At 63.8% G+C, this 14,590-nt stretch carries 13 protein-coding genes and 2 pseudogenes; 9 read left to right on the top strand and 6 right to left on the bottom strand.

The window, feature by feature from the left end; all coding sequences use genetic code 11:
* Positions 1-105: 105 nt before the first annotated feature.
* The 5 genes and pseudogenes from AB7531_RS27985 to dusA form a co-directional block, all read left to right on the top strand.
* Positions 106-220: pseudogene (locus AB7531_RS27985) on the top strand (IS110 family transposase); the annotation flags it as partial.
* Positions 202-440: pseudogene (locus tag AB7531_RS27980) on the top strand (IS110 family transposase); the annotation flags it as partial. The pseudogenes AB7531_RS27985 and AB7531_RS27980, both read left to right, overlap by 19 nt.
* 692 nt (positions 441-1,132) lie before the next feature.
* Complete coding sequence (locus AB7531_RS27975; protein ID WP_063986460.1) at positions 1,133-2,092, top strand: ArdC family protein; 960 nt, start codon at positions 1,133-1,135, stop codon at positions 2,090-2,092.
* A 308-nt stretch (positions 2,093-2,400) separates the two neighbouring features.
* Positions 2,401-2,547, top strand: a complete 147-nt coding sequence (locus tag AB7531_RS27970) for a hypothetical protein (protein WP_155256151.1) — start codon at positions 2,401-2,403, stop codon at positions 2,545-2,547.
* A gap of 1,323 nt (positions 2,548-3,870) precedes the next feature.
* Positions 3,871-4,800: a tRNA dihydrouridine(20/20a) synthase DusA gene (dusA, locus tag AB7531_RS27965; RefSeq protein WP_231144570.1), complete on the top strand. Its 930-nt coding sequence runs from the start codon at positions 3,871-3,873 to the stop codon at positions 4,798-4,800.
* A gap of 53 nt (positions 4,801-4,853) precedes the next feature.
* On the opposite strand, the gene AB7531_RS27960 is transcribed toward dusA, so the two are convergent.
* The 6 genes from AB7531_RS27960 to AB7531_RS27935 all read right to left on the bottom strand — a co-directional run bounded on the left by AB7531_RS27960 (position 4,854) and on the right by AB7531_RS27935 (position 10,610).
* Positions 4,854-5,522, bottom strand: coding sequence for an outer membrane protein (locus AB7531_RS27960; protein WP_038943855.1), 669 nt, complete (start codon positions 5,520-5,522; stop codon positions 4,854-4,856).
* Positions 5,523-5,888: 366 nt separating this feature from the next.
* Positions 5,889-6,428 (bottom strand): TIGR02281 family clan AA aspartic protease, encoded by a 540-nt coding sequence (locus tag AB7531_RS27955; RefSeq protein ID WP_063984038.1) that lies wholly within the window; start codon positions 6,426-6,428, stop codon positions 5,889-5,891.
* Positions 6,429-6,456: 28 nt separating this feature from the next.
* Positions 6,457-6,660 (bottom strand): DUF1289 domain-containing protein, encoded by a 204-nt coding sequence (locus AB7531_RS27950; RefSeq protein WP_028146760.1) that lies wholly within the window; start codon positions 6,658-6,660, stop codon positions 6,457-6,459.
* A gap of 44 nt (positions 6,661-6,704) precedes the next feature.
* Positions 6,705-8,300, bottom strand: a complete 1,596-nt coding sequence (locus tag AB7531_RS27945; RefSeq protein ID WP_063984037.1) for a sensor histidine kinase — start codon at positions 8,298-8,300, stop codon at positions 6,705-6,707.
* 137 nt (positions 8,301-8,437) lie between these two features.
* Entirely contained in the window at positions 8,438-9,715 is a 1,278-nt protein-coding gene (gene nhaD, locus AB7531_RS27940) for a sodium:proton antiporter NhaD (protein ID WP_354095268.1), read from the bottom strand.
* Between the two features lie 22 nt (positions 9,716-9,737).
* Positions 9,738-10,610 (bottom strand): NAD(P)-dependent oxidoreductase, encoded by an 873-nt coding sequence (locus AB7531_RS27935; RefSeq protein ID WP_028159845.1) that lies wholly within the window; start codon positions 10,608-10,610, stop codon positions 9,738-9,740.
* 189 nt (positions 10,611-10,799) lie between these two features.
* Between AB7531_RS27935 and AB7531_RS27930 the strand changes: the two genes are divergently transcribed.
* From AB7531_RS27930 to AB7531_RS27915, 4 genes are all read left to right on the top strand, one after another.
* Positions 10,800-11,237 (top strand): VOC family protein, encoded by a 438-nt coding sequence (locus AB7531_RS27930; protein WP_063984035.1) that lies wholly within the window; start codon positions 10,800-10,802, stop codon positions 11,235-11,237.
* Between the two features lie 108 nt (positions 11,238-11,345).
* A complete protein-coding gene (locus tag AB7531_RS27925) occupies positions 11,346-12,488 on the top strand; it encodes an Mrp/NBP35 family ATP-binding protein (protein ID WP_063984034.1) in 1,143 nt (380 codons plus the stop codon).
* A 193-nt stretch (positions 12,489-12,681) separates the two neighbouring features.
* Positions 12,682-13,773 carry a TRAP transporter substrate-binding protein gene (locus AB7531_RS27920; RefSeq protein ID WP_014496209.1) on the top strand — a complete coding sequence of 364 codons (1,092 nt, stop codon included), beginning with the start codon at positions 12,682-12,684 and terminating at the stop codon, positions 13,771-13,773.
* Between the two features lie 523 nt (positions 13,774-14,296).
* Positions 14,297-14,542: a YunG family protein gene (locus tag AB7531_RS27915; protein ID WP_425364300.1), complete on the top strand. Its 246-nt coding sequence runs from the start codon at positions 14,297-14,299 to the stop codon at positions 14,540-14,542.
* Positions 14,543-14,590 lie beyond the last annotated feature (48 nt).

The raw sequence follows: 14,590 nt of genomic DNA, 5'->3' as shown, positions 1-14,590 counted from the left end.
CGGCCAAGGGCCCGCAGCGGTCTCTCGTGTTGGGGGGACGGCCCCCTTCCGCCACACCGCGTGGCAAGATGAGGTCGTCGCTGACCTCAAACGAAGGAGCCGCCCGTGGAAACGATTGTTCGCACCGGCCTGGATACGTCGAAGATTGTATTTCAGCTGCATGGCGTTGACGGGACAGAGCAGCTGGTTTTTACGGCGTAAGTTGAGGCGCGGGCAGGTTTGTTGCGAACCGTTTTGGTCGCTGGCGCGACGGCTGTGATCGCGGATATTCGCCGACGGAAACTCGCTCCTGGCCCTGGCTGAAAGATATCAGCGCACGCAAGCCGCCGAAGCTAGTGCCCATAGCGTTGGCAAACAAGCTGGCGCGGATTGCCTGGAAACTGATGGTCAGCGGCGAGCGGTTTCGACCTGCAAGCAGCGTCATGCCGATGCCGACATAGACTTGAACGAAATGCAGAGCTTGGCGCCAGACCGGCAGGTTTGACGCTAAGGGCGGAACTTGCAGGATAGTAAGAGGTGGTACGTTCGGCGCGAGCCGCTCAGTGAAATGCTCCGCTCGGTTTACCGGCAGAAAATGCCGCTCTCGTGTTTGGATCTCACTGTCCGCGGAGCCCATCTTGGCCGGTGGTCGCAAGACCCGAAAACAGGCCGGACATACGAGCGCAAGCGATCCGCGCAAGCTGCTAGAGCCGTCCTTGCAAGTCGGGGGCCGTCCACATATGAACCCGAGCCCTTTCGGTCTCGGCCTGCCGGCTTCGATCCCTGGCGTAGGACCATGATGGAGTCGTCGTTCGATATCTCCAAATCTGACGAGTGACTTGACGCGATAATCCACACAGCAGAATTGTCGCCGGAGGCGCTCTTTGATGAAGCCGGCCGTAAGCGGCCGGCGCTTGTTTTTACCCCCGGAAGGCGGGGTAGGCGGCGCTCCCGCATAGCCCCGAACCGGTGAGCCGCAACCGCGCCCCTCTCTGCTCCTCCAGGACGATCATGATGATGGCGCGGTCCTCCGCTCGCGCTCCGGCCGTTCCGGTGCGGCCCACCTCAAGTGTTCGGGGCTTTCCGGTCGCTCTTCGCCGCCCACCCCGCCTTCCGGGGGCAGGTTGCGGAAGAAGAGTTGACGGAGATCATCATGACCAAGGGCCGCAAGCGTGATTGCACGACGATGACAAAACCGAGCCTTTACGAAGAAATCACCTCGCACATCATCGCCGACCTGGAGGCCGGCACCTTCCCATGGGCGCGACTCTGGGGCGCGAGTGGTGAGAGCAAGGCGTTTGCGTTGCCCAGCAATGCCGCGACCGGCAATCCCTATTCCGGGATCAATATCCTGATCCTGTGGGGCAAGATGTTTGAATCCGGCTTCACCTCTCAAAGGTGGCTCACCTTCAATCAGGCATCAGCCCTCGGCGGCACCGTACGCAAAGGAGAGCATGGCACGACGGTCTGTTATGCCGACCGCTTCGTCCCCAAGCGCGCGCAAGATTCTGCGCGCCGAGGCACAGAGGGGCAGGCGGAGGAGGGGGAGGCAAGTATTCCCTTCCTGCGCCGCTACACGGTTTTCAATCTGGATCAATGCGACCAATTGCCGGCCGATCTCAGCCTCGCGTCACCCGAACTGCCCGAGCGGCAGCTCGTGCCGCAGGCCGAGGCGCTCGCCAAGGCAACGCTTGCCGATATCCGCATCGGCGGCGCGGACGCATTCTATCTGCCGCTGGCAGATACCGTTCACATCCCGCCACAGCCGGCATTCTTCGAGCAGATCAACTTCTATCGGACGCTCTTTCATGAGCTCGGACACTGGACCGGCCATCCCAACCGGTTGAACCGCGACCTCACGGGTACCTTCGGCTCGAAACCTTACGCCCATGAGGAATTGGTCGCCGAGTTGACCGCCGCTTTTGTCTGCGCCGCGCTCTCCATCAAGCCGACGGTCCGGCATGCCGACTATCTCGGTTCATGGCTGGACGTGCTCCGCAGCGACAGCCGCGCAATTTTTCGGGCCGCAAGCAAAGCCTCCAAGGCCGCCGATTTTCTGCTCGCGTTCAGCGAAGACAACCGAGCGGCCGCAGCGAAGGCGAGGGCGCCCTGAGCCGCGCCCTCGATGAGCCGCGTGCGGCCGCCGCCTGTGTGCCGCGCTACATGGCGTTTCCGATCGGTCATTAGGACGCCAAATAATCGCTATCTCGGCCCGCGCCTGCGAGATGATTAACCCTTTGTTTACCAGCCCTTGACGCTCTCGATTCGGGCGCAAGGACGCAATTTGCGCCCGAATTCTGCGGTGTCCGAGTCGCCTTGGAGTCAATCGGGCGAGGTGGAAATTTAGCCGGAAGCGATTCTGACGACTCAGCCTATTGGAGGGTCCAAGCAGAGCGCGTGCAGCGCATCATGGAGCCGACCATGGTTGATCCCTTCAAGGCGTTTCCCGAACCGCATGCAGTGAAGCTCAGGCGTATTTGCGTTGCTCAGGTCGTGGTGAGCGTCTCGGCACTGACGTCAACGGCCGTACTGCTGTCGTGCCTCACGATCGTCGTGAACAAGCTCTGATTGGCTGGAAAGAGCGACGCCGTCCTGACGCAGCCTGCAATGCTCTATTGCCAAAACGCCAAAGCCGGATCGTATCGCGCCCGGCGCGTCTACGATCCGGCTTAACGACGAGCTATCGTTCCAGCCATCGCCGTGAGATCAATCAGGTGGCAAGTCCACAAAGGCCAAATGCCTCAGGGGCGTGCCTCTGGCGGGAGCGAAAGCGGGTCTCAATGCCCGAAGACCTACTACTTTTTCTTGGCGGCCTTCTTCGCCTTCTTCGCGACGGTCTTCTTTGCCTTCTTCGCTTTCTTAGCCATATGCCCTCCGTCAATCCTCAATGGATGCAAACCGGGAATCGGTATGCACAGAAAAAAGTGTAACACTGTTTTGAAAGATTGACAGTGAGGCGGCTTGATCGCGCTTTTCGAGTCGCTCGACGTTGTTCGAGAAGATAGCGCTGCATGAGAAGAGCGACCGATGCCGTCGCATCGCTGCCGCGGCAATTCCAGGCAACGGCTGCCCCATGAGACAGCGATCTCAAGAGAAGGCAGTCCCAAGAGAAGGCGATCCTAAGTGAGCCGTCTCCAACACGCGGCTCCGTGCTCGCAGGACGCCTTTAAGAGAAAGCCGTGACGAGAGGGCCCCGCGACCGATGCTGGCGGAGACCGTTGGCGTCAGTCGGTGGATTTCCTGATCAAGGCGACGACGCTGTCGTCGTCCTCGCCGGCCGCCCGCCGAGAATGCGGCAGAGCTGGCAGGCCGGAGGTTGGCGCTGCCAGGGCGAGGTTCACATAGTCCTTGCTGCTGTTTCGCCGGAGCAGGTCCAACCTGTAGCGATCGCGATACGCCGGGGCATGTCACGAACGTCAGAGCGGGTCTCGGCGGCCTTGGCGCGGTTGGGGATGATGTCGACGCCGAGGCACTGATGAGAGACTGCGGTAGCCCTCGAGCGCCATCGTCTCGAGACATTCCGACGTGCGTCGGCCTTTGTCCTTCTGTGTTAGCGGGTCCGATCTCCCTGCGCGTGGCTGAGTCACCTATGGGAAGGGCTCCGCCTGCCAAACCCTCGCTCGCATAGCTTTTTTCCCCGCCGGACAAGTCCGGCTCCTCGCGGCCGCTTCGCTCCAAAAAAGCCATCGGCTCAGGTGCTCCGCATGCGCTACGCCCCGCGTCAACGCGGGTTCGAAGGCGTTTCGCTTCCCATCACGGTCCAGCCATCGCGAGGGGATCGGCTCCTCGCGAACAAGGGACAAAGACCATGACCGCAATCGGATACGTCACCAAGAACGACAACGGCAGCTACAAAGGGCAGCTCCGCACTGGACCGATAGCCGCTGTCGGGTGTTCCATCGCCATCTGACGCGGCGGGCGCTGCTCTACACGGAGATGCTGACGACCGGGGCCATCATTCATGGCGACCGGGAGCGGCTGCTGGGGTTCGACGCGGTCGAGCATCCGGTGGCGCTTCAGCTTGGCGGGTCGGATCCGCGCGAGCTCGCACAGGCGGCGCGGATCGGCGAAGAGTTCGGCTATGACGAGATCAACCTCAATGTCGGCTGCCCGTCGGATCGTGTGAAGGATGGCCGCTTTGGAGCCTGCCTCATGGCGGAGCCGGAGCTTGTGGCGCGATGTGTCGACGCGATGAAGGGCGCGGTTTCCATTCCCGTCACCGTCAAATGCCGCATCGGCATCGACGATCAGGATCCGGAGGTCGCGCTCGATACGCTTGCGCGCGGAGTGGTCGCCTCAGGCTGCGATGCGCTGATCGTGCATGCCCGCAAGGCCTGGCTCAACGGTCTGTCGCCGAAGGAGAACCGCGACATCCCGCCGCTCGACTATGACCGCGTCTATCGCCTCAAGCGCGCGATGCCTGATGTGCCCATCATCATCAACGGCGGCATCCGCGGTATCGACGAGGCGAAAGCGCATCTCGAGCACGTCGACGGCGTGATGCTCGGCCGCGCCGCCTATCAGGAGCCATGGCGGCTGCTCTCCGTCGATCAAGACATCTTCGGCGAAGCGGCGCCGCATGCGACGATGCAGGACGCGCTCGAAGCGATGATGCCCTATATCGAGCAGCAGCTTGCGCGGGGCACGCGGCTGCATGCGATCACGCGGCATTTCGTCGGGGCGTTCCACGCCGTGCCCGGTGCGCGCGCCTTCCGCCGCCATCTTGCCGAGCAGGGGGTGAAGCCGGGCGCCGGTGTGGACGTGCTGCGCGATGCGATCGCACGTGTCGGTGCGCGCGCTCCGGCGGAGGCCGCGGCCTAGCCCAAACGGGTGAAGAGCCGGATCGTGAAAATCCGGCTCCTCGTCGATCCGTCTCAGCGGAGCAGATCGAAATGATAGTTCACGCCGACGCGGAAGGTGTGGAATTTCGCGGCGTTCCAGTCCGGCAGATCGTCGTGCTTGAACTCGGTGTAGAGATATTCTGCCTTGGCCGACCATTTCGGCAGGAACGCCCATTCGACGCCGCCGCCCGCGGTCCAGCCCATCTTCATCTTGTTGATCGGCCCGTCCTTCAACTCGCCGGTGGCAAGACCCGCGGTCCCGAAGAACAGCAGCCGTGAATCCATCGTCGCGATGCCGGCGCGGGCGCGGCCGGTCATGTACCAGGGGATGCTCACCGCGGCGCTGTTGAGCGCGTCGTGGTTCTTGATGTCGCCGCCCTCGAAGTCATTCTCGATGCCGACCACGAACATCGGCGAGAGCTGGTAGTTGTAGCCAATCTGCACGCCGCCGACGGCGCCCTTGACCTTGCCGCCGCTGATGCCGACGAGATTATTGAACGCGTCGTCGCCGCTCTCTGCGTAGCCGGCGTTGAAGCCCGCATAGAGACCCGTCCACGAATACACCGGCTGCGGCGCCGTGTAGGCGGAGGAGGGCGCGGCGTAGCGCGGCGACAGGTCGGCAGCGCAGGCGCTGCTCGCGGCGAACACCGCGGCAAAGGGCAGGGCGCGCATCGTGCGGCGTAAGGCGGCTCTGGCAGTCATGACTCTCAATCTCCCACTTGGCCGCACCTCACGGAGCAGCCTTGTCCAACCCCGATCCGGGAATAGGCTTGTTATAAACCGACTAGGCGGTTTGTAAATGGAGGAAATGCCACATCGATGGATTGTTCGCGGGGGCTCGGGTTAGGCGGTTGGCTGGAAGCCGCGCCGATGTAGCGCAGCGCGCTGGCGCAAAGGTGGCCTCGCGGACTGGATCAAGCGGGGCTGCCTGGATGGAGCGGCGCCGTTAGTTTGACTGGCGCCAGAGCGGCCAAGGGCGATTTAACAAGCGCCGATCGCGTTGTGCGGCTCAGGCAGTCCCGGCTGATTGGGCCTGGATCGTGCGCACGGATCGGGTAGCGAAGCGCATTATCGCAACGCGCGGCGATCTGGCAATTCCGGGTAGCCGGTGAGCATCAGCTTGTCGGCGCGCACACCCCAGCTCTCCAGGCGGTCGAGGAAGCTCATGCCGAGCAGATTGGTCTTCATCTGCCCGCGCGGCACGACGAGGGCCGGCACCGACTTTTCGACGAGGTGGCCGACGGAGAGACGGTCGAGCGTAAGGCGGGCAGCCTTGGTGTGGCCACCCGCGGTTTCGAGATCGACGTCGTATTCGAGCATCTCGAGAGGCAGTCCGATCGCTTTTGCGGTTTCCCAGGTCAGCACCACGGAGGTCGCACCGGTATCGATCACCATCGGTGCGGCGACGCCGTTGATCTTGGCGCGCAGCGCGAATTCGCCGCCCTGGCCGCGCTGGATCTGCACGGCCGGGGCCGGGGAGGCGATCTGCGCGCGAAACATGTGCGAGACCTTGTTGCTCGCGCGCGCGATCCGGTCGGGATCGCCATAGGCGACGACGGCACCGGCCGTGCCAGCGAGCATAACGAGAACGAGCAGGAAGCGGATCATTGCGCGCCTCCGAGGCGACGCAGGGCGGTCAGGCGCGTTTCGGCGATCCCGCGATCGGCTGCAAACCCGCGTCCGCCATGCGTGCCGGCAACAGCGCCATCACCGCGAGCCGTTCCGTGCTCTCCATGGCGTGCCAGCGCGCGATCTCCGGCAATGTCCGGCCGCAGCCGAAGCACAGCCTCGTCTTGGGATCGATCATGCAGACGGCGACGCACGGCGTTTCTTTGCTCATGTGGCCATAGTGGGGGATCGTCGGGCATGTCTGCAAGCATCTCGTTAAGAGCCCGTACCTGCGCTCATGATCGGCTTGTGGCGCGGCCGGCGCTTCTCGTCGGGCACCGCGGAACTGTCCGGCTGGAGCGGCGGAGAATCGTCCGACATCGGCGCCAGCGCACTCATCACGCGCTCCGGCGGGAAGGTGACGATCACCTCGGTGCCGATGCGCAGCTTCGATTTCAGCGTGAATGTACCGCCATGCAGGTCGATCAGGTTCTTGGCGATGGGCAGGCCGAGCCCTGCGCCCTGTTCGGCCGACTTGATCGAGTTGGAGCCCTGGCCGAACGAGGCGAGCACGATCGGGATCTCGTCCTCGGGGATGCCGGAGCCGGAATCCTTCACCGAGAGATATTGCCCGCCCGAAGCGGTCCAGCCGGCCTTGAGCCAGATCTCGCCGCCTTGCGGGGTGAACTTGATCGAGTTGGAGAGCAGGTTGAGCACGACCTGGCGGATCGCCCGCTCGTCGGCCCAGAGCCGCGGCATGGCCTGCTCGAATACCTCGTGGATGGTGATGCCGCGGCTCGAGGCGCGCAGCTTCATCAAATGATGGCAGTCGGCGACGATGCCGACCAGTGACACCGCTTCCTCGTTGAGCTCGTAACGGCCAGCCTCGATCCGCGACAGATCGAGGATCTCGTTGATGAGGTTGAGCAGGTGCACGCCGGAATTATGGATGTCGGCGGAATATTCCTTGTAGACCGGGACCGCGTGCGCACCAAAGATTTCGCTCTTCATCACCTCGGAGAAGCCGAGGATCGCGTTCAGCGGCGTGCGCAGCTCGTGGCTCATCTGCGCGAGGAAGCGCGATTTTGCGACGTTGGCGGATTCGGCGCGGTGGCGCGCTTCGTCCGAGATCGCCTTGGCCTGTTCGAGCTCGCCGATCAGCGCGTCCTTCTCGGCGCGTGCCTCGAGCGTGGCGAAAGTTGAGGAGTGCAGGCGGTGCGCCAGCAGCACGAAATAGCCTTCGGCTGCGAGCGCGAGCGCCGCCAGGATGTAATTGTCGAGCGCGCCGGTGATTGCAAAGCTCAGCGCCATCGCGACCGCGACCGGCGCCGTGGCGGCAAGGGCGGCGATCGGCAGATTGGCGGCCAGCATGCTCGACACTGCGATCACCAGCAGCATCAGGAACATCATCAGCGTTTCCGTGACCATGTCGAGCACGGGATGGATCAGGATCGCCATCCAGCACAGGCCATAGAGCAGGTCGAGCACGACGAAGTGCGTCCGCCAGGCGCGCGTCGCCGCGGGCGAGGAGGCCTCAGTCAGGAAGCGGTGGCAGCTGCGGATCATCGCGGCGTGGATGCAGAGCATGCCGGCGGTCCAGGCCGCGGCCGGGATCGGCTGCATCCACAACCCGAACAGCACGCCGGTGGCGACCACCAGCAGCATCACGACATAGGAGGCCGACAGCCGCGTCTGGGCATATTGGCGCAGCATCTCGGCGTCGAAAGCCGGCCGGGTTCCGCTGGTCGACGTTAACTTGTCGCGCGCCTCGCGTACCCGCTGCGACGCAACCCGGCGGCTGCTCGCCGATGGCGCGCTCACCGGCTCGGCCGGAAGCTGTACGACCTCTGGCTTTTCAGCGGGTTTACTCATCGAACAACAACATTCCTGCCTGCGCAAAGGCGGGCCTTCTGCATTGTCTATCTCTGGCAAGAAATCCTTAAGAGGTGACTTAAGGAGCTAAAGAATTACGTTAACCCGGCGTTAATTTTGAACGCGCGCAGTGCCGGTCAGTGCAGTGCCGCATGCTGGGCGACGTAGACCACCGCGCCCGCCAGATAGCCCGCGAGCGCGGGGATGGCGATGCGGCGGGCGTACCAGAGGAACTCGATCCGCTCGAGCCCCATGGCGGCGACGCCCGCGGCCGAGCCGATGATCAGGATCGAGCCGCCGGTGCCGGCGCAATAGGCGATGAACTCCCAGAGGAAGCTGTCGGTCGGGTAGTGGCCGAGGTCGTACATGCCCATGGTCGCCGCCACCAGCGGCACGTTGTCGATGACGGCGCTGAGCAGGCCGAGCACGACGACGATGACGTCCTGGCGGCCAATCGTCGCCTCCAGCCAGAGCGCCAGCATCGACAGGAGGCCCGCATGTTCGAGGCAGGCGACCGCCAGCAGAATGCCGAGGAAGAACACGATCGAGCTCATGTCGATCCGCGTCAGCGCATGCGCGAGCGTCAGCGGCCGGCGAACATGCTCGTCCTTGTCGCGGTGAACGACCTCGCCGACCAGCCAGACGATGCCGAGCCCGAGCAGCACGCCCATGAAGGGCGGCAGATGCGTGACCGCCTTGAAGGCCGGCACGGCGATCAATACGCCGAGCCCCAGATAGAACATCAGATTGCGCTCGAACGACCCGACGAGCTGAACTCCGTCGTCCTTGGGTGGTGGCGCGATGGTCTTGCCTTTCACCAGAAGGCTGATGAAGGCGAGCGGCACGAGCAGATTGACCAGCGAGGGCAGGAACACCGAACCCATGATCTTCAACGGCGTGATCTGCCCGCCGATCCACAGCATGGTCGTGGTGACGTCGCCGATCACGGTCCAGGCGCCGCCGGCATTGGCGGCGATGACGATGAGGGAGGCGAACAGCAGGCGGTCGTCGCGCCTGGCGATCAGCCGCTGGATCAGCGAGACCATCACGATGGTGGTGGTCAGATTGTCCAGGATCGCGCTGAGGAAGAAGGTCACGAAGCCGATCAGCCACATCAGGCGGACCTGACTGGTCGTGCTGATGCGAGAGGTGATGACCTCGAAACCGTCGTGGGCGTCGATCACCTCGACGATGGTCATCGCGCCGATCAGGAAGAACACGATCTGCGCGGTGGAAACGACGGATTCGTCGATCTGCCGGCCGACCATGGCGTAGTCGCCGATCGTGGCCGCGTAGATCGCCCAAAGCAGCCCGGCGCCGATCAGCGCCGTGGCACTCTTGCTGATCCGGAGCGGGTGTTCGAGCGCGATCGCCGCATAGGCCAGAACGAAGATGACGGCGATCGCGATCAGCAAGGTGGGATCAGTTCGACAGGTGTCAGCGGTTAAGGCGCGCGAGCAGGCTCGACGTATCCCAGCGCTTGCCGCCCATCTTCTCGACCTCGGCGTAGAACTGGTCGACCAGCGCGGTCACCGGCAGATTGGCGCCGTTGCGGCGGGCTTCGGCCAGCGAGATCGAGAGGTCCTTGCGCATCCATTCGACCGCGAAGCCGAAATCATACTTGTCCTCGTTCATGGTCTTGTAGCGGTTCTCCATCTGCCAGGACTGCGCGGCTCCTTTCGAGATGGTCTCGATCACGGCGGCGACGTCGAGGCCACTCTTCTTGGCGAAGTGGATACCCTCGGAGAGGCCCTGCACCAGGCCCGCGATGCAGATCTGGTTGACCATCTTGGTCAACTGGCCGGAGCCGGCGGGCCCAAGCAGCTTGCACATCCGTGCATAGGCGCCTGTGATGACCGGCTCGGCGCCGGAATAGGCGTCCTGCGCGCCGCCGCACATCACCGTCAGCACGCCGTTCTCGGCGCCGGCCTGGCCGCCCGAGACGGGAGCGTCGATGAATTTGAAGCCGGCCTTGGTGGCGGCAGCGTCGAGCTCGCGTGCGACCTCGGCGGAGGCGGTGGTGTGGTCGACGAAGGTCGCGCCCTTCTTCATGCCGGCGAACGCGCCGTCGGGGCCGATCGTGACCGCGCGCAGATCGTTGTCGTTGCCGACGCAGCACATCACGAAGTCCTGGCCTTCGGCTGCCGCCTTCGGGGTTGCAGCGGTCTTGCCGCCGAACTTGTCCGCCCATTCCTTCGCCTTGGCCGCGGTGCGGTTATAGACGGTGACCTCATGGCCCCCTTTTTTCACGAGGTGTCCGGCCATGGGGAAGCCCATCACGCCGAGACCGAGGAAAGCGACTTTAGCCATGTGTGGTACCTTGTCCGTAGTTTGGGTTTTACGGTTTTTGCCGGGCGAGGGGGCGCCTGGTTCCGCTATGAGGGCGGATTAGGAGCGCACCATAAACCCTTGAGGCCAGAGGGCAACGGCTTCGTTTGGCAGCCGCCTGTGCTAGGATGGCGGGACTTAAGGTCCTACATAAAAAAAGGGAGCGAAAGCATGGGCGGCGTGAGCGTTGGTGTCCTCGATCATTTCAACATCCGGACCCGGAATCTGGCCGAGACGGTCCGCTTCTATGAGGACGTGCTGGGCCTGGAAAAAGGCGCCCGGCCCGATTTCGCCTTCCCGGGGGCCTGGATGTACAGCGAGGGCAAGGCGGTGGTGCACCTCGTCGATATTTCCCCGACCTCGGAGCCACAAAAGCCGGATTCCGGCGTTGTCCACCATGTCGCCTTCGTCAGCCGCGGGTTCGACGGCATGAAGCAGCGGCTGACGTCCAAGGGCATGAAATTCGACTCCCGCCAGGTCCCGGGCGGCGACCTCTGGCAGATCTTCGTCCACGACCCCAACGGGGTCATGATCGAGCTCAATTACGAGGCCGCTGCGGAGCAGGGGGCTGCCCCCGCGGAGATGGCAGACGATATCGGCAAGCAGTAGCCTTTTGGCCGTTTCCGCTCTAATGGGGCATCCTCAAGCCTTGAGCGTGATCTGATCGGAAAGCCGCTCCACACTTTTCCGGATCATGCTCTGTTCAGGAGATGCGCTTTGAGCGTGACGCAGCAACAGGTTCTCGACAGCCTCGCCAGGATCAAGTCGCCCCGCGGGGTCGCGCTCACCAATGCCAATGTGCTGAGCGCGATCAGCGCGGCCGACGGCAAGGTGTTCTTCTCGATCAACGTCGATGCCGCCGAGGCGCGGGCCTGGGAATCCGTCCGGGCCGAGGCCGAAGCCGCCGTGCGCGCCATTCCCGGCGTCACCACCGTGATGGTGGCGCTGACCGCCGAGCGCAAGCCGGGTGCCGCACCGCCTCCGCCGCCAACGCCGAGCCGCGGCACGCCGGGCGTGCAGCCGGTCCACGCCCACAAGCCACCGCCGCAGGGCGGCGCCCAATCGCCGATGGCGCGCCAGTCCGAGATTCCGGGTGTCGCCGCCGTGATCGCGGTTGCCTCGGGCAAGGGCGGCGTCGGCAAGTCGACCACCGCGCTCAACCTGGCGCTGGGCCTGCGCGACCTCGGCCTCAGGGTCGGGCTGCTCGATGCCGACATCTACGGCCCCTCGGTGCCGCGGTTGACGGGCCTCCACGAGAAGCCGGCGCTGGACGGCGAGCGCAAGATGATTCCGCTCAGGCGCTTTGGCCTCGCCATCATGTCGATCGGCTTCCTGGTGGAGGAAGAGACCGCGATGATCTGGCGCGGTCCCATGGTGATGTCGGCGGTGACGCAGATGCTGCGCGACGTCGCATGGGGGAGCCTCGACGTGCTCGTGGTCGACATGCCGCCGGGCACCGGCGATGCCCAGCTCACGCTGGCGCAGAATGTACCGCTCAAGGGCGCCGTGATCGTCTCGACCCCGCAGGACCTGTCCCTGATCGATGCACGGCGGGGGCTTGCGATGTTCAGGAAGGTCAACGTGCCCGTGCTCGGCATCGTCGAGAACATGAGCTACTTCCAGTGCCCGCATTGCGGCACGAAATCGGACATTTTCGGCCATGGCGGCGCGCGCCACGAGGCCGAGAAGCTCGGGGTACCGTTCCTGGGCGAGATCCCCCTGCACATGGCGATTCGCGCCACCTCGGATGCCGGCAATCCCGTGGTCGACAGCGAGCCGGACGGCCCTCATGCGGCGATCTATCGCGCCATTGCGGGGCAGGTCCGGGACCAGCTCAAAGGCGTTATCGCCGCGGCCTGATCCGGTCTTTTGGGGACATGCGACTTTCGTAGAGCCCCGTCATGCCATTGTCGCGTTCCGAAAGCGGGGCTTCCGTGTTAAAGGCCACGGCAGTCAAGCCCCTTCGGTTCGACGCGACAAAAACGCGTCGCCGGAACGAGCGGCGACAACGAGGAAGTTTAGGGGAAACGCCCCAACAAGGAGAGACCTGAAGATGAAGCGTCGTGATTTCCTGAAAGTGTCGGCAGCAGGCGCGGCGGCGACCGCCGCGGTGGCCTCGCCGGCGATCGCGCAGTCCATGCCCGAGATCAAGTGGCGCCTGACGTCGAGCTTCCCGAAGTCGCTCGACACCATCTATGGCGGTGGCGAGCAGCTGGCGAAGTACGTCGCCGAGATGACCGACAACAAATTCCAGATCCAGGTGTTCGCCGCCGGCGAAATCGTCCCCGGCCTCCAGGCGCTCGATGCGACCTCGAACGGCACGGTCGAGATGTGCCACACCGTCTCCTACTACTATGTCGGCAAGGACCCGACCTGGGCGATCTACGCCTCGGTGCCGTTCGGCCTCAACGCGCGCCAGCAGAACTCCTGGTGGTACCAGGGCGGCGGCGAGCAACTCGGCAACGAGTTCTTCAAGAAGTCGAACGTGATCGGTCAGCCCTGCGGCAACACCGGCACCCAGATGGGCGGCTGGTTCCGCAAGGAGATCAAGACCGTTGCGGACCTCTCCGGCCTCAAGATGCGCATCGGCGGCATCGCCGGCCAGGTGCTCCAGAAGGTCGGCGTCGTGCCGCAGCAGCTCGCCGGCGGCGACATCTATCCGGCACTGGAGAAGGGCACCATCGACGCCGCCGAGTGGGTCGGCCCCTACGATGACGAGAAGCTCGGCTTCGCCAAGGTCGCCAAGTACTACTACTATCCCGGCTTCTGGGAAGGCGGTCCGACCGTCCACGCCTTCACCAATTTGGACAAGTGGAATTCGCTGCCGAAGAACTACCAGGCGATCCTCACCAACGCGATGGCCAACGCCAACAGCTGGATGGCCGCGCGCTACGACATGCAGAACCCGGCGGCGCTGAAGCGTCTGGTCGCCGGCGGCACCCAGCTTCGTCCCTTCACCAACGAAGTGCTCGAGGCCTGCCTCAAGTCGACCAACGAGCTGTGGGGCGAGATCTCGGCCAAGAACCCCGACTTCAAGAAGTCGATCGACGCCATGCAGGCCTACCGCTCCGACGAATATCTATGGTGGCAGGTCGCCGAATACACCTACGACAGCTTCATGATCCGCTCGCGCACCCGCGGCTGATCTTTCGAAACGTCGCAAGACGACAGAGCCCGGCCTCGTTCGCGAGGCCGGGCTTTTTCTTTGCCGCCAGCGGCCGCCCAAACAAAAATATGAAAAACAACCCCATGCACAGTAGAAGCAGGGTGAGGGCAGGCCGCCCTGTGAATGCTGCCAACAGCTTGACGCGTCGGGGCAAATCAGCGGGAAGGGGCAATCGTCGCACAGCCGGGGCCAACGCGGCGATTTTGCCTGATCGCGGCATCTGGAATGACATCGTCATTTGCCCCGCGTCCGTTCCCGCATCGTCATTGCGCGGAGCCCTTGCGACGAAGCAATCCAGACTGTCACCGCGGAGGGTTGCTGGATTGCTTCCGCCTTCGCCGAGGCTTCGGCGGACAAGTCGCTACGCTCGCAATGACGAGTGGATGGAGTTGGGGCTCAACCCAGCAACGAACCCGTTTGACACGTCGGGCAAAACAGTGGCAAAAAGCTAGCATCGTATAATCCGAAATTGGCGCTGCGGTGCCGATCCCGTGAGGTGACGATGAGCTTCGATCCCGATGAGGTTCGACGCGCGCTGCGCAAGGCATGGTCGTTGTCGACTTCCAGCCAATGGACGCCGAACAATCCGGCGGTAGGACAGTGCAACGTCACGGCGCTGCTCGTTCACGAACTCTTCGGCGGCGAGCTGCTGAAAACGCCTCTGCCGGCGGCCGATCACTTCTACAATCGGATCGAAGGCCGGCGGTACGACTTCACCTTATTGCTGCTGGACGCCTCCCCTCCTTAGACCGTCGACAATGAAACGCCCGCATTCCAAAGTAGCAGATTTTCCCGG

This window comes from Bradyrhizobium sp. 63_E2_N1_3, assembly GCF_052076005.1.
Lineage (GTDB): Bacteria > Pseudomonadota > Alphaproteobacteria > Rhizobiales > Xanthobacteraceae > Bradyrhizobium > Bradyrhizobium barranii.
This window is presented reverse-complemented; position numbering and strand designations above follow the sequence as displayed.